Genomic DNA, 22,627 nt, shown 5'->3' with positions numbered 1-22,627 from the left:
ACTCCTAAGGAAGGATCTGCGCAGGATCGGCGCTACGACCCCGAATCGCCGCTGAGGGATGGGCCTGCAAATAATCCGCCAACGCTCGCAGCGACCGTGCTGCGTTGCTGATCTCTTGCATGCTGCGTTCCAGGTTACCGGTCAGGGGCGAACCTTTGGCCAGCAGTTGATCCACGCTCTTGAGCGATTTGCTGGCGGCACGCAACATCGCGGTGGCCTGGGGCGCGACCTCGCCCTCCAATTGATCCAGCAGCTTGGTTACGGACTGCAAGGTGGCGCGCAAGTCGCTGCTGATTTCCTCATACGGAATGGCATCCAGCTTGGTGACGATGCTGCCCACCTGTTGCTGCAGTCTGTCGAAGCTGCCGGCAATGGTGGGTACCACAACGGGTTCCTTGCGCGCATCGAAAGCAACGGGTTCGGCGTCCGTGAAAAAATCCAGCGCCACGTACTGCTGTCCAGTCAGAAGATTGGACGGTCGAATTTGGCCTCGTAGCCCGTGCTTGATCAAGGGAGCCAGAAGCAGCGATCCCGGATTGCTGGCCTCCTGATCTACACGCATCAACCTTTCATAGACGGCGCCAAAACGCAGCGGATAAAGCTCGGCTTTTACAAGCGCGAAAAAACGTTGCCGTTCGCTATCGAACTCCAGGTCGATATCGACCACGTTGCCAAGCTCCAGACCACGAAAATCGATGGGCGCGCCGACTTTCAGGCCACGTACGGACTGCTGGAAATGGAACTCGACCGCGAAGGGAAGTCCATCCGGATCGGCCATTGCATCCAGGCGTGTGCCCGCCAATTCGAAGGAGTGATCGGCCTTGGCAGGCTCGGTAATGAACTGGTTGGGCGATGCAAAGGCGATACCGCCGGCCACCAGCGAAACCAGCGACTCGGTCTGCACATTGAACCCGTCGGCATCCAGCGAGAGGTTGATGCCACTGGCATTCCAGAATCGGGTGTCGGTCGTAACAAACTTGTCGTTCGGGGCATCGATAAAAATCTGAATGTCGACCGACTTGCCGCTTTCGGCCAGGTCGTAGCCAATAACCCGTCCGACCTGTATGCGCCGATAGTACACCGGTGACCCGATATCCAGCGAACCCAGATCGGGCGCCCTGAGGGCATAGCGCGTTCCTGGCCTGCCGCTGGTTATCTCGGGCGGTTTTTCCAGCCCGGTAAATTCGTATACGGGATCATCGCCATTCTGTGCCTCGGCCGCATCCACACTGATATAAGCGCCAGATACCAAAGTGCCCAGGCCCGATACGCCGCCGATACCCAGGCGCGGACGAACCACCCAGAAGCGGCTTCCCTCCTGGGTGATGTACTCGGATCCCTCGCGGTTCAGCTCGGCGCTGACCAGCACCTTGCTGCGATCAGCCGACACTTTCAGGTCGGTCACCACGCCGATGACTACATCCTTGTAGCGCACCTTGGTCTGTCCGACTTCCAGCCCTTCTGCAGATTCAAAGCTGATGGTGATTGTGGGGCCGGTGCGCAGCCAGCCCTGCACCAGCAGGGATGCGCCAACCAACATTGCAATCAGCGGCACCAGCCAGATCCATGACCAGCGACGGTCGCTGGCGGCCCGGACATTCGGACGATGCACACGCGGTGTACCGCCTTCAGAGGGGGATCCAGATGTGGGCTCTGTCATACCTGCCTTTTATAGGATGCTTCAGAATAGGTGTCTATCGCAGCCGCAGCCGTAGCGTCGGATTGTATCGTGTTGCTACGAGCGCCTGGTCGTCGATCCCAGCCGCGACGCGGGTCATAGCTCATGGTAGCCAGCATGGTCAGGATAACCACCATGCCGAAACTGGCCGCGCCGGGCCCCGCGATGACCTGCGAAATGCCCGGGAAATTCGCTATGGCAGTCAGCAATATGACAACGAAGACGTCCAGCATCGACCACTGGCCGATGAATTCGATCAGTTCGTACAGACGCGTGCGCTGGCGCTGTACGAGAGCCCCGCGCCAGCGCCCCCCCAGCATCAAGATAGCCAGGGCCAGCAGCTTGGTCAGCGGCACCACCACGCTGGCAACAAACACAATGACCGCCAGATCCCAGGAACCCAGCCGCCAAAGCTCGATAACGCCGCCCAATATGGTGTGCATGGTGTCGCTCGTAAGGGTACGAACCCGCATGACGGGCAACAGATTGGCGGGCACATACAGTATGCTGGCCGCGATCACCAGCGCCCAGACGCGTGAAGTGGGGTTGGGCTTGCGCAGATGCAGCCGAGCACCGCAGCGATAGCACGATTGCGCGATCCCGTCCTGCGACACGCCTTGCACCAGCGAGCAGGCCTCGCACGAGGCCACGAACGTGCCTTCGTGCGCGATGGTTTCCGGTGTAGCGGTCGCCACCAACCCGGCATCTTCGGCATATTGCCATAAGCGATGAGCGGTCAGGCGGCTTAGCCCCGTCAGCAAGAAAGTCAGTACGGCGAAGGCCCACATAGCCGGTTCCAGACTGACCCTGGCCAAGCCCGCGAACTTCACCATGGCAACCATGATGGCAAGCATCAGCACAGGCACCATGCTCCAGGGCAAGGTGTGATGCAGCAGCCTCATGCCATAACGAAAGTCAGCCGGCAGGCGTCTCGAGCGGATGGCCAGCAAGGCCCACAACGTTACCAGTAGTTGAGTAAGCGGTAGCCAAAAGGCGAACATACCCGTCATGATGGACAGCAGCCTGTGGTCCTGTTGCCAGGTAAGCCACAGGGCATTTGGCAGTGACGCCCTGACCGTCATGCCGGCAATGTCGAGCTCGATAATGGGAAAGATGTTGGCGATGGCAAAGACCGCCAGCGCCGTCAGAACCAGAGCGATCCATCCGTCCAGCGGCAGCGTGCTTTGCCTATATAGCGGGTAGCCACAGCGCCGGCACGTAGCCATGGCGCCGGGCTCGAGGGGCGTTCGCGCATGCAGCGTGGCGCAGTGCTGACACGCGACTAGCCACCCGCCTGCCATCTAGTCGACGAGCTCGGGTTCCGGATGCGATGGCGACGACTGACTGGAATTACCGGCCTTGTCGGTAAACGCCAACTGCACCTTCCCGTTAGCGTCGAGATCGACTTCCACATGACCGCCATCAACCAGCCGCCCGAAGAGCAGCTCGTCCGCCAGCGCACGCCGTATGGTGTCCTGGATAAGACGCTGCATGGGCCGTGCACCCATGGTGGGATCGAAGCCTTCCTTGGCCAGATGCTCGCGCAGCGCCGTCGAAAACACGACATCGACACGCTTCTCGTGCAACTGGTCTTCCAGCTGCATCAGGAACTTGTCGACCACGCGCATGATGACTTCGCGAGACAGCGGTGTGAAGCCAATGATGGCGTCCAGACGATTGCGGAACTCGGGCGTGAACATGCGCTTGATGTCGGCCATCTCGTCGCCCACCGTGGAGGACGACGCAAAGCCGATCGTGCTGCGGTTAAGCGCAGCCGCACCCGCGTTGGTGGTCATGACGATGATGACATTGCGGAAGTCTGCCTTGCGTCCGTTGTTGTCGGTAAGCGTGCCGTGGTCCATGACCTGCAGCAGGATATTAAACACATCGGGATGCGCTTTCTCGATTTCGTCGAGCAAGAGCACGCAATGCGGCTGTTTGCTGATGGCCTCGGTAAGGAGGCCGCCCTGGTCAAAACCCACATACCCCGGAGGCGCGCCGATAAGGCGCGACACGGTATGGCGTTCCATGTACTCGGACATATCGAACCGCAATAGCTCGATGCCAAGCACAAATGCCAGCTGGCGCGCCACTTCGGTCTTGCCCACGCCGGTAGGCCCGGAGAACAGGAAGGATCCTATGGGCTTGTCGGGCCGGCCCAGACCAGACCTTGCCATCTTGATGGCAGCCGCCAAAGCTTCGATGGCCGGATCTTGTCCGAAAACGACGGTCTTCAGATCGCGGTCCAGCGTGGCGAGTTTGTTGCGGTCGTCGTTGGACACGCTTTGTGGCGGGATGCGGGCGATCTTGGCCACCGTGGCTTGGACCTCGGCCTTGCCGATGATTTTCTTTTGGCGTGACCGCGGCAACAGGCGTTGGGCCGCACCGGCTTCGTCGATGACGTCGATGGCCTTGTCGGGCAGGAAGCGGTCATTGATATGACGTGCGGCCAGCTCGGCGGCAGCCGTAATGGCCGCTGCGGAGTAGCGTACGCCATGATGCGCTTCGAAATGGCCCTTCAGGCCACGCAGAATCTGGATGGTTTGCGCAACGGTGGGCTCGGCCACGTCGATCTTCTGGAAGCGGCGCGACAGGGCGTGGTCTTTCTCGAAAATGCCCCGGTACTCGTTATAAGTGGTTGCGCCCAGGCATTTAAGCTGGCCGGACGACAGCGCCGGCTTGAGCAGATTGGAAGCGTCCAGCGTACCGCCCGACGCCGAGCCAGCCCCGATAAGGGTGTGGATTTCGTCGATGAACAGGATGGCGTTGCGGTTGTCTTTCAGCGCCTTCAGGACACCCTTGAGGCGTTGTTCGAAGTCGCCACGATACTTGGTGCCGGCCAGCAAGGCGCCCATATCGAGCGCATAGACTTCGGCATCAGCTAGGATTTCGGGCACTTCAGCCTTGGTGATGCGCCATGCCAGACCTTCGGCGATGGCCGTCTTGCCCACGCCGGCTTCACCGACCAGCAAGGGATTGTTCTTGCGGCGCCGGCACAATACTTGAATGACGCGTTCGACTTCGTGCTCGCGGCCGATCAGGGGATCGATACGGCCTTGACGGGCTTCGGCATTGAGGTCGGTGGCGTAGAGCTCGAGCGGTGACTTCTGCTGATCGGACTTGGGCTCGGACTCGGGGGCGGCAGCCTTGGTGGGCTCGACCGGCGGCTCGTCGTGGGCCTTGGTGATGCCGTGCGACAAATAGTTGACCACGTCCAGCCGGGTGATGCCTTGCTGCTGCAAAAAATACACCGCGTGGGAATCTTTCTCGCCATACATCGCCACCAGCACATTGGCGCCAGTGACGGAGTTGCGATTGGAATTGCCTGACGACACATGCATGATGGCACGTTGAATCACACGCTGGAAGCCCAGCGTGGGTTGTGTGTCGACCTCTTCCTCGCCGGGGAAGACAGGGGTGTTTTCGTTGATGAATTTGCGCAGTTCCTGGCGCAGTGCTTCGATGTTGGCCGAGCAGGCGCGCAAGACCTCAGCGGCCGCCGCGTTGTCTAGCAGCGACAGCAACAAATGTTCTACGGTAATAAATTCGTGTCGGGCACTGCGGGCCTCGACAAAGGCCATGTGCAGGCTGACTTCAAGTTCTTCGGAGATCACGCTTCCTCCATTACATATCGGAGCGGACAAACAATTCGATAAAACCTATTCTATGACTAAATCGACCTTGCGTATCAACATTAACAAAAGAGTCATCCTGGTGTTACCAGATCGCATCAAAGCGTTGACAACCCTACTATACCCGTACTTTTTTCATGCTGCCCCAACGTTGGTAAACAGCCACTTGCAGGCCCTTGGACATCAGGCATCGGGCGCCGGTTCCATCAGGCATTGCAGCGGATGTTGCCTGGCCTGCGCCATCTGCCGCACCATCTCGACCCGAGTGGCAGCGATATCGCGCGGATAGACCCCACAAACAGCTCGACCCTCGTGGTGCACTTTCAGCATGATGCGTGCCGCTTCGTCTTCGCTTTTACCGAATATGCGCTGCAACACTACGACGACGAACTCCATGGGGGTGTAATCGTCATTTAGCAAAATGACCTGGTACATCGGCGGAGGGGCGAGTTTGGCGGGTTGACGATCAAGAACCGTGTCACGCTGGTTGTCGATTTGGGTAGCCATGGCAAATACTAGTGGTTTCCATAGTTGACTATGTAAGGGTAAATTAAGCATTATCCAGGTATTCTGAGGTGCTTGGTTGTACTTGCATGCCAGAATCCGAAGGCTAAAGGTCACCCTTGTAGTCCAGTTTCAATCTAACACTATAGTCGAGAGGCAGTCCGCATGTCTGATTCAACCGCAAGCTCCGAGCCTGGGGATACCCAAAAACTAACAGGTACCGTGAAGTGGTTCAACGATGCCAAGGGTTTCGGGTTTATTACTCCCGACAACGGGGGCGAAGACCTTTTCGCGCACTTTTCGTCCATCCAGATGAACGGCTTCAAAACCCTCAAGGAAGGACAAAAGGTTGCCTTCGAGATCGCTCAGGGCCCCAAAGGCAAGCAAGCACTCAACATTACGGCCGCCTGATCAACCGCATCAGGTGGTGTTTTTCAGTCTTAATAACAATGCATAAATTTTACCGCGCTGCAGGGCTTTCAAGCCCTGCTTTTTTTTGGGCCGGCCTGTTGTTAGTGGCGGCCACTGGCTGGGCGCGGCCGGTCCTGGCGCAAGCGATGTTGTTGCCCACTACACAACTGACCATCGGCCCGCACAAGGTTTGGGTGGAAATCGCGGCCACGGAAGCCAGCCGCTCATATGGACTGATGAATCGGGCTTCCCTGCCGCCCAACCACGGGATGCTGTTTGTGTTCGACACCGATCAGGACAGTTGCTTCTGGATGAAGAACACGCCCCTGCCCCTGACTATCGCCTTCATCAACGCGCAAGGCGACATCCTGAACATGGCTGACATGCAGCCTCACACCACCGATACGCACTGCCCCGCCGCGCCGGTGCGCTATGCGCTCGAGATGGCCCAAGGATGGTTCGCCACCCACGGCATCCGGCCCCGAACGACTGTCTACGGCCTGCCAGGTGCACAATAAAAAAGTCCCGGGTTGACCGGGACTTTTGTTCTTGGAGTCGCTTGGTACTTACACGCGTTCGAGAATCACCGCAATGCCCTGGCCTACCCCTATGCACATGGTGCACAGCGCGTAGCGCCCACCAGTGCGATGCAGTTGATTGACCGCAGTAAGCGCCAGCCGCGCCCCGCTGGCGCCCAAAGGATGACCCAGGGAGATGGCGCCGCCGTAAGGATTTACACGCGGATCGTTATCATCAACCCCCAACATGCGCAGCACGGCAAGGCCCTGCGCAGCAAATGCTTCATTCAGCTCGATAACGTCCATCTGGTCGATAGTAAGACCAGCCAGCGCCAGCGCCTTCTGCGAAGCCGGCGCGGGACCCACGCCCATAATGCGCGGCTCAACACCCGCCGAAGCCATCGCCACCACGCGAGCGCGCGGCGTCAGCCCTTGCTCGCGCGCCATCGCTTCTGAGGCAACCAGCAAGGCGCAGGCGCCATCGTTCACGCCCGATGCATTACCCGCTGTAATGGTGCCATCGGGACGCACAATAGGCTTGAGCTTGGTAAGCGCCTCAAGGGTGGTCTGACGTGGATGTTCGTCGGTGTCGACGACGACCGGATCGCCCTTGCGCTGAGGAATGGACACCGGCGTGATCTCGGACTGCAGATGCCCCGCTTGCTGGGCCGCCGCGGTCTTGGTCTGGCTGGCCAGGGCGAACGCGTCTTGATCGGCGCGGCTGACCTTGAACTGGTCGGCCACGTTCTCGGCGGTTTCAGGCATGGAATCTATGCCGTACTGGGCCTTGAGCTGCTTGTTGACGAAGCGCCAACCTATGGTTGTGTCGTAGATGGCCGCATTACGCGAAAAAGCGGTCTCGGCTTTGCCCATGACAAACGGAGCGCGGCTCATGCTTTCAACGCCGCCCGCCAGCATCAAGGCAGCGTCGCCTGCACGGATGGCCCGTGCAGCGGAACCGACGGCATCCAGACCAGAGCCGCACAGCCGATTGATGGTCGAGGCGGGAATGTCAACCGGCAGCCCTGCCAGCAAGACCGCCATGCGCCCCACGTTGCGATTGTCTTCACCGGCCTGATTCGCACAACCAAACAAGGCATCGTCAACCCGCGACCAATCCACATCAGGATTACGCTGCATCAGCGCCCGTAGTGGAATAGCCGCCAGATCGTCGGCGCGAACAGGCGCCAGTGCGCCGCCATAGCGGCCGAAAGGGGTGCGAATGGCATCGCAAATAAATGCTTGAGTCGTCATGGTGAAGGACCGTAGAACAGAGAGAATGAACTGACAAAAAGCCCCCGGAATCCGAGGGCTTCGAGGCAAAGAAACGATGCCGGCGGGTGACCCCTGAACAGCTTAGCCCAGGTTGGCGGCCGCGAATTCCCAGTTGGCAAGCTTCCAGAAGCTTTCCAGATACTTGGGACGGGCATTGCGGTAGTCAATATAGTAGGCGTGTTCCCAGACATCACAGGTCAGCAGCGGTACGTCGGAAGTCGTAAGCGGCGTGGCGGCATTGCTGGTATTGACGATATCCAGACTGCCGTCGGACTTCTTGACCAGCCAGGTCCAACCCGAACCAAAGTTGCCGGCAGCCGATTTGTTGAAGGCTTCCTTGAAGGCGTCAACGCTGCCCCATTTGGCATTGATGCCTTCGAGCAGCTTGCCGGTGGGCTCGCCGCCGCCGTTGGGCGACAGGCTGCTCCAGTAGAAGGTGTGATTCCAGACCTGCGCCGCGTTGTTGAATACGCCGCCCGAAGACTTCTTGATAATGTCTTCCAGGGCAGCGGATTCGAACTCGGTGCCGGCGATGAGGTTATTCAGGTTAGTGACGTAAGCCTGGTGGTGCTTGCCGTAATGGAACTCCAGCGTCTCTTTGGAGATCGTGGGAGCCAGAGCGTCCATTGCATAAGGTAGCGGGGGGAGTGTAAAAGCCATATTCGGATTCCTTCATAAACAAGTAGTCAAAGCAAGCCGTGTACTTGCAAAACACCAACCTGCAGCCTGCCGCGAGCCAGTTCAATACTTAGCTGTTCGCCAACGCTTAAGTCTAACGCATTTTCGATAACGTCCCCCTGCTCGTTACGTACGATAGCGTAACCGCGGTCCAGAATATGGCGGGGACTGAGCGCCTGCAGGGTCTGCATTGCGGCGGCCAGCCTTTGCGCTCGCCTGTGCAGGTCGCGCTGTGCGGCAGACACCAAATACTGCGCCTGCCGCGCCGTTTCTGTGCGCCTTGCCGTGGTGGCAGGCGCGGCATAGGCCAGGCGGGACTTCAGCATGGCGTAGCGTCCAGCCTGGCGCTCGTGGACGCGGCTTCCGGCTCGCGCCATCCGGTCGGTCAGGGCCAGCAGGCGCTCGCGCTGCTGAGCCAGGCGCTGCTCGGGCGACACCAGCATGGCAACAGTACGGTCCAGACGCAATGCCGCAAGTTCCAGTCGGCGCAGCTGAGCGGCAGCCAGCGCTGCCGTGGCGGCCTGGAGCAAGCCCAGGCAAGTGGCACGGCTACGGCAGGATAGCTCGGCAGCCGCGGTAGGGGTCGGCGCGCGCAGATCGGCAACAAAGTCGGCGATCGTGAAATCTGTTTCGTGGCCCACACCGCTAATGACGGGTATGGGGCTGGCAGCGATGCATCGGGCCAGGGTTTCGTCGTTGAAGCTCCAAAGATCCTCCAGGCTGCCCCCGCCTCTTACGAGCAGCAGGGTGTCGACCTCTTTACGGCTGATGGCCTGGCCCAGCGCATGCACCAGCCGCCCGGCGGCGTCCAGCCCCTGCACCGGCGCCGGGTAGACGATGACCCGGACGTGCGGCGCCCGGCGCGCGAGCGCCGTCAATACATCGTGTAGCGCTGCCGCCCCAAGGGATGTGACCACACCGACCGCTCGCGGCATCTGCGCAATGGGGCGCTTGCGCGCCGGGTCGAACAAGCCCTCGGCCTCGAGCTTGTCCTTCAACGCCAGAAAGGCCGCATGCAAGTCGCCACGCCCTGCCCGGCGCATGCTCTCGACCTGCAACTGGTAATCGCCCCGAGGCTCGTAGAGCGTGACATTGACACGAAACTCGAACTTCTCACCCGGCTTGGGCACAAACCCGACCGCCTGAGCCCGGCCACGAAACATTACTGCCTTGACCGCCGCGCTTTCGTCCTTGACGGAGAAATACCAGTGTCCGGAGGCCGCCTGTGTGAAGTTGGAGACTTCGCCGCGCACCCAGATCCGCGAAAAACTGCCTTGCAGCAACTCAGCCACGCGGCGATTGAGTTGTGCCACCGTCCAAACCGTATCGGTGGCGGATTGGGAGGTCGGCCAGCCTTCATTCATGGTGTTTTTTCACTTCTTTCCACAGAGGAAATCAAATTGTCAAATCAATGAAATATCAAGCCAATCAGAGGGCATGATCAATAAGCGCTTTAAATTGAACGCCTAAGCGTTTGATATTTAACAAGATTAAAATAAGTTCCGAATTGAGCGCTAATTGCCCACTGAACCTCAAGAGCCGGTAAATAGCGCCTGTCCGGCAAGTTGTACACAGAATTATCCACAGTTTCTGTGGATACCCTCCGCTAAGCGCCATTCCACGCCACTTCCGGCATCTAATCCGCCATTTGGCGGGTGGTTTGAGCGGCCAGGCGTTCAGAAGCCGCGTCATATCGTTCGATGGATTGTAGAATGCATCCTGGTTGAAATACATTCCCTTGTGGGAGAGAACTTTGCTCGACATGATACAGGCGGCCGGCTGGCCGATATGGTTGCTTATTGCAACGTCCGTTCTGGGGCTGGCCCTGGTCATCGAACGCTTCATGACCTTGCGCTCTGGTCGGGTACTGCCAGACCGCCTGCCAGGCCAGATCCTGGAGCTGCTAAGGCAAAGAAACGCCGAACCCGACACCATCATCCGGGTTGCCGGGCACTCGCCGTTGGGACGCATATTGGGCGAAGTGCTGCTCAACCGTGACGAATCCAACGCCTACCGGGTAGCGGCCATTGAAGACGTCGGCAAAGACGTGGCGCATCGGCTGAACCGGTATTTGCCCGCCTTGGCGACCATAGCGGTGGTCTCCCCCTTGATGGGCCTGTTTGGCACCGTGGTCGGCATGATAGAAATCTTTGCGTCGTATACCCCGGCGGGCGGCGATCCTGCACAATTGGCCCGGGGCATTTCCATTGCGCTCTACAACACGGGCTTCGGGATCATCATCGCCATCCCGGCGCTCATCTTTCACCGCTACTTTCGCGCCCGCGTCGATCACTTCCTGCATCAAATGGAACGTGAAGCCAACGCGCTGAACCGCATTATCAATCGCGGGGCGGCGCAATGAACTTCCGGCGCCGGCAAGCGGACGACGAGCTCGAGATCAATCTCATCCCCTTGATTGATGTGCTGCTGGTCATCCTCATTTTCCTGGCGGCCACCACGTCGTTCACCCGCCTGAACCAAATGAAGCTGTCGCTCCCGCAGGCCCAGGCCGATGCGCTCGACACCAACGCCCTGGACATCGCGGTAAGCCAGGAAGGCATCTACGCGCTGAACGGACAACTGCTATCAGGCAACACGGCGGCCGATATCGCGCAGGCGCTGCGGCGGGCGGCGTCCGACCGTCCTGAAGCGGTTCTAGTCATTAATGCTGATGCGCAGGCTACCCATGCCTCTGTGCTGCGGGTCATGGAGGCCGCGCGGCTGGCAGGTGTAGAGCGGGTCAACTTCGCCACCCAGGATCCCAATTGAAGATCCCGGTCTCCTTCCAGAGCGCCATGCACCGTGCCTGGCGCCGCAAGGGCTTGGTCAGCACACTGCTATGGCCGGTCTCCTGGCTGGTACGCCTTGCGATTGCCCGCAAGCACCAGCGTTTTCAGAAGCAGCCCGGTCTCATCCAGCATAGTCCGCTACCGGTGGTGGTCGTCGGCAACATATATGTGGGCGGCACCGGCAAGACGCCTGTCGTGATCGCCTTGGCAAACGCATTGCGCGCACGCGGCTGGTCGCCGGGCGTGATCAGCCGCGGCTATGGCGTCGACGTTGGCGAACGCGCCCGTAGCGGCCGCGGCGATCTCGATGCCGCCCAGTTCGGCGACGAACCTGCCTTGATCGCGCGTGCCACCGGCTTGCCTGTTGCCGTCCATCGGTCAAGGCCGCTGGCCATGAAAGCGCTGCGCCGGCATTATCCCGACGTCGATCTGGTGATCAGCGACGATGGACTGCAGCATCTTGCCCTGGGCCGGGACATCGAAATTATCGTGCAGGACGGCAGAGGCACGGGCAATGGCCGCGTATTGCCGGCAGGCCCGCTGCGCGAGCCGGCCAGCCGACTGCAGTATGTGGACTTCGTGATAAGCAACCTGGCACAGAATGAGACTGCCCCCGAGCCCGTTGTAACGCCGGCGCGCCAGGTCAGCATGCGGCTGGGGCCCGTCTCGGTCACGCAGTTGTCTAGCGGAACTTGCCTGGACTGGACTGTGTGGTTGGCCCAATATGGCGGCGTCCAGGTCGCTGCCGTTGCCGCGATTGGGCAGCCCGAACGTTTCTTCTCGATGCTGCAGGCCAGCGGCGTGCAGCTTGCCCAGCGCATTGCCTTGCCCGATCACGACGACTACGCCCAGCCGCCCTTTGCGCAACTTGCTGCGCCCGTCATACTGATTACGGCCAAAGACGCCGTCAAGTGCCGGCACATCAACGACGAACGACTCTGGGTCGTCCATGTCGAGCCTAAATTTTCCGATCCGCAGTGGCTGGACCATGCCAACGACATGCTGCGCATCATCGCCCGGCAAAAACAGGCATTAAACTCCGTACATTGACAACTTGAACGCTATTGGAGCCGCGCATGGAATCCCGCCTGCTTGAAATCCTGGTCTGTCCATTATGCAAGGGGCCCCTGCACCACGACCGTGACCGGCAAGAGCTCATCTGCCGCCCCGATCACTTGGCCTACCCCATCCGTGACGGTATTCCCGTAATGCTGGAAGACGAGGCTCGCGACCTTAGCGCCACCGACACCGGCGCCCAATGAGCTTTATCGTCATTATTCCGGCACGCGCTGCTTCCACCCGGCTACCGGGCAAGCCGCTGCTGGATATTGCCGGCCTTCCCATGGTGGTTCGGACGGCAGCCAGCGCGGCCAGGTCCGCAGCTGCGCGGGTCATTGTCGCCACCGACGACGAAGGCATACGCACCGCCGTCAGCCAGCATGGTTACGAAGCCATGCTGACGCGCGCCGATCACGCCACCGGCACCGATAGGCTGGCCGAAGTCGCTGCCAATCTGCACTTGCCCGCCGATGCCATTGTCGTCAACGTACAGGGCGACGAACCCTTGATCGATCCCGCCCAGATCGATCAGGTCGCCGCTCTGCTCATCAACGACCCGGGTGCGGCGATTGCCACCTGCGCCAGCCGCATCCAGAACCACGAAGTCCTGTTCAATCCCAATGCCGTCAAAGTGGTTTGCAATGCCCAACAGCGCGCCCTTTATTTCTCGCGGGCGCCCATACCGTGGGCCCGGGACGCCCTGGCCGATGGCCAGCAGCGCCTGGCGCACGGCCTGCCAGCCCTGCACCACATAGGCCTGTACGCTTATCGCGCGAGCTTCCTGGCAAGCTTTGCCAGCCTGCCTGTGGGGCCCCTGGAAACCTATGAGTCCTTGGAACAACTGCGCGCTCTCGAAAACGGTTATGCCATCGCGGTCCATGTTACGGAGGGGCACCCGGCTCCTGGCGTGGACACTGCCCAAGACCTGGATCGTGTACGTGAATTGTTCGCAAATGGGTTATAAAACGGCCTAACTATCCAATTCTGCCGTCGCGCGTGCACTGATTGCTGCATTGCGGCATAATCGCAAAAGCTAAAAAAAGACAAACTTCAGGAGGAATTCATGCGACTCATTCTGCTCGGACCACCCGGCGCCGGAAAGGGAACTCAAGCGGCTTTCATTACCGAGAAATTCGGCATACCCCAGATTTCCACGGGCGATATGCTCCGAGCGGCCGTCAAGGCACAGACCCCGCTGGGCCTGGAAGCCAAGAAGATCATGGACACGGGCGGGCTGGTGTCGGACGACATCATCATCGGCCTGGTGCGAGATCGCCTGCAGCAGCCCGACTGCAAGAACGGCTACTTGTTCGACGGTTTCCCGCGCACCATCCCGCAAGCGGACGCCTTGAAGAACGCGCGGGTCGCCCTGGACTACGTTGTTGAGATCGTCGTGCCCGAAGAAAACATCATCGAGCGCATGAGCGGCCGGCGTGTACACCCGGCCAGTGGCCGCAGCTATCATGTCACGTTCAATCCGCCCAAGACGGCCGATACGGATGACGTCACGGGCGAAGCCCTGGTCCAGCGGGACGACGACCGCGAAGAAACCGTCAGACACCGCCTGTCGGTGTATCGCGAACAAACTCGTCCCCTGGTTGATTATTACTCCAGCTGGGCAGACACCGGATCCACCGATGCGCCGGCGTATCGCCAGATTTCCGGCCTGGGTTCGGTAGACGAGATCAGGCAGCGGGTTTTCGAGGCGCTGGGCGCCTGAGCACTACACTGGGCAATACCTATCGGCGGGCGCATCGCCCGCCGAGTTTTTTCAAGAGACACCTATGGACATCAAAAATAAGGTTTTCATTGTTACTGGCGGCGCATCGGGGTTGGGCGCCGGCACCGCCCGCATGCTGGTCGCTGAAGGCGCCTCGGTCATCATTGCCGACGTGCAGGACGAAGCCGGCCGCCAGTTGGCGACTGAACTCGGTCAAACTTATGTGCATTGCGATGTCACGCAAGAGGCTGACGGCCAGGCCGCCGTCGACGCTGCCACGCAGGCCGGCACCCTGTTCGGTCTGATCAATTGCGCCGGAGTCGCCCCGGCATCGCGCATCGTCGGCAGAAACGGCCCGCACGCCCTGGATCTATTCCAGAAAGTGGTCATGATCAACCTGGTCGGCACCTTCAATATGTCGCGTCTGGCGGCCGCCGCCATGAGCAACAACACGCCCGAGCCTACGGGCGAACGCGGCGTGTTGATCAACACCGCCTCGGTAGCGGCTTACGATGGCCAGATAGGCCAGGCTGCCTACGCGGCATCGAAAGCCGGCGTCGTGGGCATGACCCTGCCTGTGGCCCGCGACCTGTCCAAGGTCGGCATCCGTTGTGTAACGATTGCCCCCGGCATATTCGGCACGCCCATGATCTTCGGCATGCCCCAGGAAGTACAGGATTCGCTCGCGGCCAGCATCCCCTTCCCTGCCCGCCTGGGTCGGCCGGAAGACTATGCCAAGTTGGTAAATAGCATTATCACCAACGAAATGATCAATGGCGAAACCATCCGACTGGACGGCGCAATACGCATGGGCATGAAGTAAACACGCCCATGGGCCTGCTCCGATCAGCCGCCACAGTCAGCAGCTTCACGCTGTTTTCCCGGATAACCGGGCTGATACGCGATATTTTCATCGCCAGCGCATTCGGGGCGGGCCCCCTGACAGACGCCTTCTGGGTTGCCTTCCGCATCCCCAACTTATTGCGACGCCTGTTCGCAGAAGGCGCTTTCTCGCAGGCATTCGTGCCCATACTCGGGCAGGTGCGCAGCACCGAACCGCCCGAGGCCGTACGCGTATTACTGGATCGCGTCGCCCTGCTGCTGACCGTAGCGCTGGTGCTGGTTACCGTAGCCGGCATCATCGCAGCGCCCTGGGTGGTCAGCGCGATGGCCAGCGGCATGCGCACTGCTGCCCGGCAAACCGAGTTCCATGCCGCCGTCTGGATGACACGGCTGATGTTCCCCTACATTGTCTGCATGTCCCTGGTGGCTTTCGCCTCGGGCATACTCAACACCTGGAGTCGCTACGCGGTCCCGGCCTTCACGCCGGTCCTGCTTAACCTGTCCATGATAGGGGCCAGCGTGTTCCTGGTCGCCCGGTTCGACACGCCGATTTACGCCCTGGCCGCCGGGGTCATGATAGGAGGTGTCTTGCAATTGGCGGTGCAGTGGGCCGCCATTGCAAGGCTGGGTTTGCTGCCCCGATACTCCATGCGCGTGCGCGAAGCCTGGGCTGACCCCACCGTGAAGCGCATCTCGCGCCAAATGCTGCCGGCCATACTGGGCGTATCGGTGGCGCAGTTGTCGCTGCTGATCAACACCAATATCGCCACCTGGTTGCAGGCCGGCAGCGTGACCTGGCTGTCATTTGCCGATCGGCTCATGGAGTTTCCCACCGCCCTGCTGGGCGTGGCCCTGGGCACTGTCCTGCTGCCTAGCCTGTCCAAGGCGCACGCCAAACACGACCACGCAGGCTACAGCGCTCTGCTGGACTGGGGCCTGCGCCTGGTGCTCTTGCTGGGCCTGCCGGCCGCAGTGGGGCTGGCAATGCTGTCCGACGGGCTGGTTGCCACGCTATTCAACTATGGCGCCTTCAGCGGCCAGGACGTGGGGCAAACCCAGTTGGCCGTCATGGCCTACTCGGTGGGCCTGATCGGCCTGCTGGCCATCAAAATCCTGGCGCCGGGCTTCTATGCCAAGCAAGACATCCGAACCCCCGTCAAGATCGCGCTTTTCGTGTTGGTGCTTACCCAGGCATTTAACCTTGTCTTCGTGCCGCTGTTCGCGCACGCGGGCCTGGCTCTGTCGATTGCCCTTGGCGCGACGGTAAACGCCTTGTTCCTGGTGGTTCTGCTGAGACGCCACAAGCTATACCAGCCGAGCCCCGGTTGGCGCAGCTTTATATTGCGCCTGCTGCCGGCGCTTGTGGCCCTGGCCGCCGTATTGTGGCTGGCCAGTCAGCGGCTGGATTGGATTGCCCTGGGCGCTCAACCGGGCATGCGGGTACTATGGCTGATCGGCGTGCTGGCAGCCAGCGTGGCAAGCTACTTTGGGATGCTATTGCTGTGCGGCTTTAGGCCCGCAGACTTTACACGTAGGGGCAAGTAATATAGAATAGCTGTCTTTGCCAAATAACCTTACAGATACACGGATACGCAACAATGGCCAATTCCGCCCAAGCCCGCAAACGCGCTCGCCAATCGGTTACGCGCAACAAACATAATTCCAGCCTGCGCTCCATGCTGCGCACGGCCATCAAACGCGTTCGCCAGGCCATCGATGCCGGCGATAAAGCCGCTGCTGCTGAAGTGTTCCAAAAAACCACCAGCATCATCGATCGCGTTGCCGACAAGAACATCATTCACAAAAACAAGGCTGCTCGTCATAAAAGCCGTCTTGCTGCTGCGGTAAAGTCTTTAGCCTGATAGCTGTAACGGTTTAACGGCAAAAATAGAAAGGGACGCGTAAGCGTCCCTTTTTGTGTTTGCGCTGACCGTCATGATGTTTACGGTATAGTTTCGAGGTTTGACATTGCACCTACACCGAGACATTCATGACAACAACAAGACCCGCAGTGCTGCAGTTGCTCCCCTTCCCTTTTCCTGATGCCGCCGAGCGGTTGGCAAAACACTACGAGCTGATCGAACTGTGGAAGGCGGCCGATGCCGATGCCACGATCGCCGCACGCCAGGACGATATCGCGGTACTGGTAACCAGCGCGACAACGCCTACGCCGGCCCAGCTTATCGACAGGCTGCCCAAACTACAAGCCATTTGCAGCATGGGCGTGGGCTACGACGCCATCGACGTCCGGCATGCACAACAGCGCGGCATACAGGTCAGCAACACGCCCGATGTACTGAACGACTGCGTGGCCGACCTGGCCTTTGGACTGCTATTGGCCACCGCACGCAAGCTGGGCCATGCCGAACGCTATGTGCGGGCCAACCAGTGGGGCTCCGAGGCGGTTTTCCCCCTGGGCGTCAAGGTAAGCCACAAGAAAATGGGCATCGTTGGATTGGGCCGCATCGGCATGGCCATTGCGCGACGCGCCAGCGGTTTCGATATGGAAGTCCGCTATCACAACAGGCGCGCCCGCACAGACGTAGACCTGGGCTATGAAGCATCGCTGACCGACCTGGCCTCGTGGGCGGACTTTCTGGTGGTGGCAACGGTAGGCGGCGACTCGACGCGCAACCTGGTCAACCGCGAAGTGCTGCAGGCCTTGGGCGCCAAGGGCATCATTATCAATATCGCCCGCGGGTCGGTCATCGATGAAGAAGCTTTGGTCAGTACGCTGGTGTCCGGCGAACTGGGCGGCGCGGGGCTGGATGTCTATGTGGACGAACCGAACGTCCCTGACGCCCTTAAAACACTGGACAACGTGGTTATCCTTCCCCATATAGCCAGCGCCACCACCGAAACACGCAAGGCCATGGCCGACCTCGTGTTCGATAACGTGGATGCCTACGCCACGACGGGCAAGGTCATCACGCCCATACCCGCTATTGCATAAAAAAGCCGCCTTTATGGGCGGCGGCGATTAACGATCTGGACCTCTTTCTCGGAGGTCTGCAGCTTATTGTCTGTTGCAAAGTCGCAGATGAACTTCCATGCCAGCGGCTCGAGTTCACGCAGACGCTGGTCGACCACCACGCAGCGCACTCCATCCAGCACAACCGGAACCACATAAGGCGAATAGGTAAGATGCCCGCCAACAGAACCTGACGGTCGAAACTGCGACATTACACCGGCGAGGCGCTCGGCCCAATCACTGGGACGAAACCGCTGACCTTCGAGTGTAAGGCCATGAATAACCAATTGCTGCACAAGATGTGTCATAGACTTCCGCGGACAAATCGTCGCCATTTCAGGCCGACCAAACTTTCCCTGCGCCGCGAATTGTATCTGATCGCCACCATCCCGGCTTTTCTGCGTCCGACGCGGCGCAACACCAGGACGACAACTTCGACGCCTGCGCGTCGGGTTTGAGCTTTTGCCGATGGCCCTTTTGCAAGGTAAGATGGCTCTTTTACAGAAGGCGTATTTATGTCTGCTACACCCCAAACCGGCCCGCTACGGCACTTCCTGCAGTTTCGTGATCTTTCGAAAAATGAGATCGACTACGTGCTGGATCGCGCCCGAATAATCAAGAACAAATTCAAGCGCTACGAGCCGCACCACACCTTGCACGATCGCAACCTTGCGATGGTCTTCGAGAAGGCCAGTACACGTACGCGGGTGTCGTTTGAAGCAGGCATGTATCAGCTGGGCGGATCAGTCATCCATCTTACCACTGGCGACTCGCAACTTGGGCGCTCCGAGCCCATCGAAGACACCGCGCGCGTGATCTCGCGCATGGTCGATCTGATCATGATCCGAACCTTCGAACAAACCCGCATAGAGCGCTTTGCGGCGCACTCGCGCGTACCCGTCATCAATGGGTTGACCAACGAATTCCACCCCTGCCAGATCCTGGCCGATATCTTCACCTTCATCGAGCACCTCGGGCCCATCAAAGGCAAGACCGTGGCCTGGATAGGCGACGGCAACAACATGGCCTATACCTGGCTGCAAGCCGCCGAAATCCTCGAATTCAAGTTGCATGTATCCGCCCCCCAGGGCTACCAGCTCGAGCCGCAACGTATCGGCAAACCGGCAAGCAACATCCTGCAGGAGTTCTCCGATCCCCTGGACGCCTGCCGGGGCGCGCATCTGGTCACCACCGATGTCTGGACCAGCATGGGCTATGAAGCCGAGAACGAAGAGCGCCGCAAGGCTTTCGCCGACTGGTGCGTCGATGCCGAAATGATGGCCGTCGCCGACCCTGCGGCAGTGTTCATGCACTGCCTGCCAGCGCATCGCGGCGAGGAAGTCACAGGCGAAGTCATGGACGGACCACAAAGCGTCGTGTGGGACGAAGCCGAGAACCGCTTGCATGTGCAGAAGGCCTTGATGGAGTTCTTGCTCTTGGGCCGCCAGGAAGGCTGAGACGCCGGCTGCGGGCAAAAGTAGACAGGCCCGACCATCGATGGCCAAAACAAAACCGGGCGCACTCAGGCGCCCGGTTTCATTACATGAGGGTACTGTTTACTTGTCGGATGCATCCTTCAACTGCGGCAAGGCGGAGCCGCCGGCGGGCGCCAGCAAGCCAGCCTGTACGTAGGTAAACAATTTTTCGCGCGTGTCGACGATATCAAGATTGCGCATCGTCAGTTGACCAATACGATCACGCGGCGAGAACGAAGACTCGCCCCGCTCCATCGTGAGACGCTCGGGTTTGTAAGTTAGATTGGCCGACTCGGTATTCAGAATCGAATAATCGTTGCCCCGGCGCAATTCCAGCGCGACTTCGCCGGTTATGGCGCGCGCTACCCAACGCTGTGCCGTCTCGCGCAACATGATGGATTGCGGATCGAACCAGCGTCCCTGATACAGCAGCCGGCCCAGCTTCAGGCCGTTCATGCGGTATTGCTCGATGGTGTCTTCGTTATGGATGCCGGTAAGCAGGCGCTCGTAGGCGATGTGCAATAAAGCCAGCCCAGGCGCCTCGTAGATGCCGCGGCTTTTCGCCTCGATAATGCGGTTTTCGATCTGATCGCTCATGCCCAGGCCGTGGCGGCCGCCTATACGATTGGCTTCCATCAGCAGCTCGACCGGGTCGGCGAACTCTACGCCGTTCAGGGCAACCGGCTGGCCTTCCTCGAAGCGCACACGCACCTCTTCGGCCTTGACGGAGACATCGTCGCGCCAAAAGGCCACGCCCATAATGGGTTGAACAATCTTGATGCCGGAATTGAGGTGCTCGAGATCTTTGGCTTCGTGTGTGGCCCCCAGCATGTTCGAGTCGGTGGAATAAGCCTTCTCGGCCGACATCTTGTAGTCGAAACCGGCTGCCTGCATGTATTGCGACATCTCCGAGCGACCACCCAGCTCGTCAATAAACACCTGGTCCAGCCAGGGCTTGTAGATTTTGAGATCGGGGTTGGTCAGCAAGCCGTAGCGATAGAAGCGCTCGATGTCGTTGCCCTTGTAGGTACTGCCATCGCCCCAAATGTTGACGTCGTCTTCCTTCATGGCGGCAACCAGCATGGTGCCGGTGACAGCGCGCCCAATAGGCGTCGTATTGAAGTACGTGACCCCTGCAGTGGAAATATGGAAGGCGCCACATTGCAAGGCCGCGATCCCTTCGGCAACCAACTGCGGCCGGCAATCGATCAGACGTGCTTCCTGTGCGCCGTACTGTTTGGCCGCCCGCGGGATGGCCTCGTAATCGGTCTCATCCGGCTGGCCCAGGTTGGCGGTATACGCGTAAGGGATGGCCCCCTTGTTGCGCATCCACAGCAAAGCGGCGCTGGTATCCAGCCCCCCGGAAAAAGCAATGCCGACCTTCTGGCCAACAGGTACGTCTTCAAGAATGGTTGTCATGGGGAATCTAAGGCCTTGGAGATTAAAACAGGTAACCGGCCATTATATCGCGGGGGCCGGATGCGTTTCTTGAACGGGAAAGCAAGCCATTCTGGAGCTGTTTTGATAAAATATTGGCTTGTGGGGGAGTAGCTCAGCTGGGAGAGCGCTGCGTTCGCAATGCAGAGGTCGGGAGTTCGATCCTCCTCTTCTCCACCAAAATTCAAATCCTGACCGATTTCGGTTGGGATTTTTTTTGGCTCGAGCGCCTGTGCGGGCACCGTCACCGGGACCGCCTGGTTCAATGCTTATTGGCCAGTGGCAATCGCCGTTTCTTTGCGAAATACATGGCTTTGTCGGCGTGATTCAGAAGCTGCTGTTCGCCGTCGCCGTGCTCTGGATAGAGTGCGATCCCAATGCTCGGTATGATGCTCACACTGTGGCCGTCTATGGCGAACGGATGGCTCAGGATGTTGTGGATTTTTTCTGCCACCAACTCTGCTTGCTCAGGCAATGAAATACATTGGAGCAGCACCACAAACTCATCGCCGCCGATGCGAGCGACTGTGTCCGAGTCACGTACACATTGCTTCAAGCGCTCGGCAACATCTTGCAGCAACCGGTCTCCGACGCTATGGCCCAGGCCATCGTTAACCTGTTTGAATCTGTCCAGGTCTATGTAAAGCACGGACAATCGCCCTCGCTCCAGCCGTGCTGTTGACAACGCGACCTTCAGGCGATCGTACAGAAGCCCGCGGTTCGGCAGAACGGTCAGCTGATCATACTGCGCCATGTGCTGCAATCGAACTTGCATTTGTTGACGCTCGATGGCGGTAGTGATCTGCGTCGAGACGAACTGCAGCAGTTCCTGGTCTTTTTGGGTATAGCACACCCCGCCCGGGTAGCTTTTGACTACCAGCACACCGATCGTGCTGTTGTGCGATTTAAGCGGAACCCCCAGCCAGCAGAGCGGTTTTGTATCGACGGAGGCTCCCAGCTCTTTTAAGCGAGCAGTCATCGTCTCGGGAGTCAGCATTAGCGGCTGCCTGCTGCGGATAATCTCTGCGCAAAGCGTTCCGGCGGCCGGTCTGGATGGTTTGGACGTTGGCTCGTGCTCGTCCACGTGATATGGAAAGCTTAGTTGATCTGTTTTCTCGTCGTATAGCGTCACGGAAAAATTATCTGCTTGCAGTAGCGTACCGACGATTTGATGAAGGCGTTTAAACAGCGCGAGCATATCCCCAACGGCGTGCGCGGCTTCGGAAATGGAATAGAGCGCAGCCTGCATCGACTCGGCTCGTTTGCGTTCGGTGATGTCACGCGCAACCCCGATCCGCAATTGCTCGGCCGGCGACCAGCGCGCCGACCACATGATGTGGACGACTTGACCATCCTTGCGGATATAACGATTCTCAAAAGACAGTTGAGGGTTGCCGGACATGACTTCCCCCACCGATTCCCGGGTTAGTTCGCGATCTTCTGGCGCCATCATGTCGAACATGTTCTTGCCGATCATTTCTTGTGGCGTGTACCCGAAAATGCGCTCACACGAAGCACTGGCGAAAACGACATATGCGTCGGCATCAACCGCGAAGACAGCATCAATCAAGAGGTCGATGAAGCTGGCCGGCGGCGTGTAGGTTTTCGTTTCCATGAACAGTTTATAAAGGGGTGGG

General features: G+C 59.5%; 23 protein-coding genes and 1 tRNA gene. 14 read left to right on the top strand and 10 right to left on the bottom strand.

Features of this window, described 5'->3' with window-relative positions:
* Positions 1–4: 4 nt before the first annotated feature.
* The 4 genes from CKA81_RS03825 to clpS all read right to left on the bottom strand — a co-directional run bounded on the left by CKA81_RS03825 (position 5) and on the right by clpS (position 5,817).
* Complete coding sequence (locus CKA81_RS03825; protein ID WP_128354122.1) at positions 5–1,660, bottom strand: PqiB family protein; 1,656 nt, start codon at positions 1,658–1,660, stop codon at positions 5–7.
* Positions 1,657–2,904: a paraquat-inducible protein A gene (locus CKA81_RS03820; protein WP_228255779.1), complete on the bottom strand. Its 1,248-nt coding sequence runs from the start codon at positions 2,902–2,904 to the stop codon at positions 1,657–1,659. The genes CKA81_RS03825 and CKA81_RS03820 overlap by 4 nt, the downstream gene beginning before the upstream one ends.
* A gap of 75 nt (positions 2,905–2,979) precedes the next feature.
* The gene (clpA, locus tag CKA81_RS03815) at positions 2,980–5,292 is read right to left on the bottom strand and encodes an ATP-dependent Clp protease ATP-binding subunit ClpA (protein ID WP_128354120.1); all 2,313 of its coding nucleotides are present in this window, start codon (positions 5,290–5,292) and stop codon (positions 2,980–2,982) included.
* A gap of 201 nt (positions 5,293–5,493) precedes the next feature.
* Positions 5,494–5,817, bottom strand: a complete 324-nt coding sequence (gene clpS / locus CKA81_RS03810; RefSeq protein ID WP_128354119.1) for an ATP-dependent Clp protease adapter ClpS — start codon at positions 5,815–5,817, stop codon at positions 5,494–5,496.
* Positions 5,818–5,979: 162 nt separating this feature from the next.
* On the opposite strand from clpS, the gene CKA81_RS03805 reads away from it, so the two are divergent.
* Together CKA81_RS03805 and CKA81_RS03800 are read left to right on the top strand one after the other, a co-directional pair.
* Positions 5,980–6,225, top strand: coding sequence for a cold-shock protein (locus CKA81_RS03805; protein ID WP_128354118.1), 246 nt, complete (start codon positions 5,980–5,982; stop codon positions 6,223–6,225).
* 146 nt (positions 6,226–6,371) lie between these two features.
* Positions 6,372–6,743: a DUF192 domain-containing protein gene (locus CKA81_RS03800; RefSeq protein WP_228255778.1), complete on the top strand. Its 372-nt coding sequence runs from the start codon at positions 6,372–6,374 to the stop codon at positions 6,741–6,743.
* A gap of 48 nt (positions 6,744–6,791) precedes the next feature.
* Here CKA81_RS03800 and pcaF read toward each other — a convergent pair whose 3' ends face one another.
* From pcaF to xseA, 3 genes are all read right to left on the bottom strand, one after another.
* Entirely contained in the window at positions 6,792–7,997 is a 1,206-nt protein-coding gene (gene pcaF, locus CKA81_RS03795) for a 3-oxoadipyl-CoA thiolase (RefSeq protein ID WP_128354116.1), read from the bottom strand.
* A 102-nt stretch (positions 7,998–8,099) separates the two neighbouring features.
* The gene (gene sodB / locus CKA81_RS03790) at positions 8,100–8,678 is read right to left on the bottom strand and encodes a superoxide dismutase [Fe] (protein ID WP_128354115.1); all 579 of its coding nucleotides are present in this window, start codon (positions 8,676–8,678) and stop codon (positions 8,100–8,102) included.
* 26 nt (positions 8,679–8,704) lie between these two features.
* Positions 8,705–10,060: an exodeoxyribonuclease VII large subunit gene (xseA, locus tag CKA81_RS03785; protein WP_128354114.1), complete on the bottom strand. Its 1,356-nt coding sequence runs from the start codon at positions 10,058–10,060 to the stop codon at positions 8,705–8,707.
* A gap of 389 nt (positions 10,061–10,449) precedes the next feature.
* Between xseA and CKA81_RS03780 the strand changes: the two genes are divergently transcribed.
* The 10 genes from CKA81_RS03780 to CKA81_RS03735 all read left to right on the top strand — a co-directional run bounded on the left by CKA81_RS03780 (position 10,450) and on the right by CKA81_RS03735 (position 18,060).
* Positions 10,450–11,058 carry a MotA/TolQ/ExbB proton channel family protein gene (locus CKA81_RS03780; protein ID WP_128354113.1) on the top strand — a complete coding sequence of 203 codons (609 nt, stop codon included), beginning with the start codon at positions 10,450–10,452 and terminating at the stop codon, positions 11,056–11,058.
* Positions 11,055–11,465 carry an ExbD/TolR family protein gene (locus tag CKA81_RS03775; protein ID WP_128354112.1) on the top strand — a complete coding sequence of 137 codons (411 nt, stop codon included), beginning with the start codon at positions 11,055–11,057 and terminating at the stop codon, positions 11,463–11,465. Before CKA81_RS03780 ends, CKA81_RS03775 begins: the two co-directional genes overlap by 4 nt.
* Complete coding sequence (gene lpxK / locus CKA81_RS03770; RefSeq protein ID WP_394342526.1) at positions 11,462–12,535, top strand: tetraacyldisaccharide 4'-kinase; 1,074 nt, start codon at positions 11,462–11,464, stop codon at positions 12,533–12,535. The genes CKA81_RS03775 and lpxK overlap by 4 nt, the downstream gene beginning before the upstream one ends.
* 26 nt (positions 12,536–12,561) lie before the next feature.
* Entirely contained in the window at positions 12,562–12,747 is a 186-nt protein-coding gene (locus CKA81_RS03765) for a Trm112 family protein (protein ID WP_128354111.1), read from the top strand.
* Complete coding sequence (gene kdsB, locus CKA81_RS03760) at positions 12,744–13,508, top strand: 3-deoxy-manno-octulosonate cytidylyltransferase (RefSeq protein WP_128354110.1); 765 nt, start codon at positions 12,744–12,746, stop codon at positions 13,506–13,508. Before CKA81_RS03765 ends, kdsB begins: the two co-directional genes overlap by 4 nt.
* Before the next feature lie 99 nt (positions 13,509–13,607).
* Positions 13,608–14,264 (top strand): adenylate kinase, encoded by a 657-nt coding sequence (gene adk / locus CKA81_RS03755; protein ID WP_128354109.1) that lies wholly within the window; start codon positions 13,608–13,610, stop codon positions 14,262–14,264.
* 64 nt (positions 14,265–14,328) lie between these two features.
* On the top strand, positions 14,329–15,087 hold the full coding sequence (locus CKA81_RS03750; protein ID WP_128354108.1) for a 3-hydroxyacyl-CoA dehydrogenase: 759 nt from the start codon (positions 14,329–14,331) through the stop codon (positions 15,085–15,087).
* Between the two features lie 8 nt (positions 15,088–15,095).
* Entirely contained in the window at positions 15,096–16,652 is a 1,557-nt protein-coding gene (murJ, locus tag CKA81_RS03745; RefSeq protein WP_128354107.1) for a murein biosynthesis integral membrane protein MurJ, read from the top strand.
* Positions 16,653–16,705: 53 nt separating this feature from the next.
* Positions 16,706–16,969, top strand: coding sequence for a 30S ribosomal protein S20 (gene rpsT / locus CKA81_RS03740; protein ID WP_128354106.1), 264 nt, complete (start codon positions 16,706–16,708; stop codon positions 16,967–16,969).
* 128 nt (positions 16,970–17,097) lie between these two features.
* Positions 17,098–18,060, top strand: coding sequence for a 2-hydroxyacid dehydrogenase (locus CKA81_RS03735; protein WP_128354105.1), 963 nt, complete (start codon positions 17,098–17,100; stop codon positions 18,058–18,060).
* A gap of 11 nt (positions 18,061–18,071) precedes the next feature.
* On the opposite strand, the gene CKA81_RS03730 is transcribed toward CKA81_RS03735, so the two are convergent.
* Positions 18,072–18,386 (bottom strand): DUF3579 domain-containing protein, encoded by a 315-nt coding sequence (locus tag CKA81_RS03730; RefSeq protein WP_128354104.1) that lies wholly within the window; start codon positions 18,384–18,386, stop codon positions 18,072–18,074.
* Positions 18,387–18,593: 207 nt separating this feature from the next.
* On the opposite strand from CKA81_RS03730, the gene argF reads away from it, so the two are divergent.
* A complete protein-coding gene (argF, locus tag CKA81_RS03725) occupies positions 18,594–19,535 on the top strand; it encodes an ornithine carbamoyltransferase (RefSeq protein ID WP_128354103.1) in 942 nt (313 codons plus the stop codon).
* A 99-nt stretch (positions 19,536–19,634) separates the two neighbouring features.
* On the opposite strand, the gene argG is transcribed toward argF, so the two are convergent.
* Positions 19,635–20,972, bottom strand: coding sequence for an argininosuccinate synthase (argG, locus tag CKA81_RS03720; protein WP_128354102.1), 1,338 nt, complete (start codon positions 20,970–20,972; stop codon positions 19,635–19,637).
* A 122-nt stretch (positions 20,973–21,094) separates the two neighbouring features.
* Here argG and CKA81_RS03715 point away from each other — a divergent pair.
* Positions 21,095–21,170, top strand: a tRNA-Ala gene (locus tag CKA81_RS03715).
* Positions 21,171–21,252: 82 nt separating this feature from the next.
* Here CKA81_RS03715 and CKA81_RS03710 read toward each other — a convergent pair.
* The gene (locus tag CKA81_RS03710) at positions 21,253–22,605 is read right to left on the bottom strand and encodes a sensor domain-containing protein (RefSeq protein WP_128354101.1); all 1,353 of its coding nucleotides are present in this window, start codon (positions 22,603–22,605) and stop codon (positions 21,253–21,255) included.
* Positions 22,606–22,627 lie beyond the last annotated feature (22 nt).

Source organism: Pollutimonas thiosulfatoxidans (genome assembly GCF_004022565.1).
Taxonomy (GTDB): domain Bacteria; phylum Pseudomonadota; class Gammaproteobacteria; order Burkholderiales; family Burkholderiaceae_B; genus Pusillimonas_D; species Pusillimonas_D thiosulfatoxidans.
Note: the sequence above shows the minus strand (reverse complement) of the source record. Positions and strands in the feature narration are given on the sequence as shown.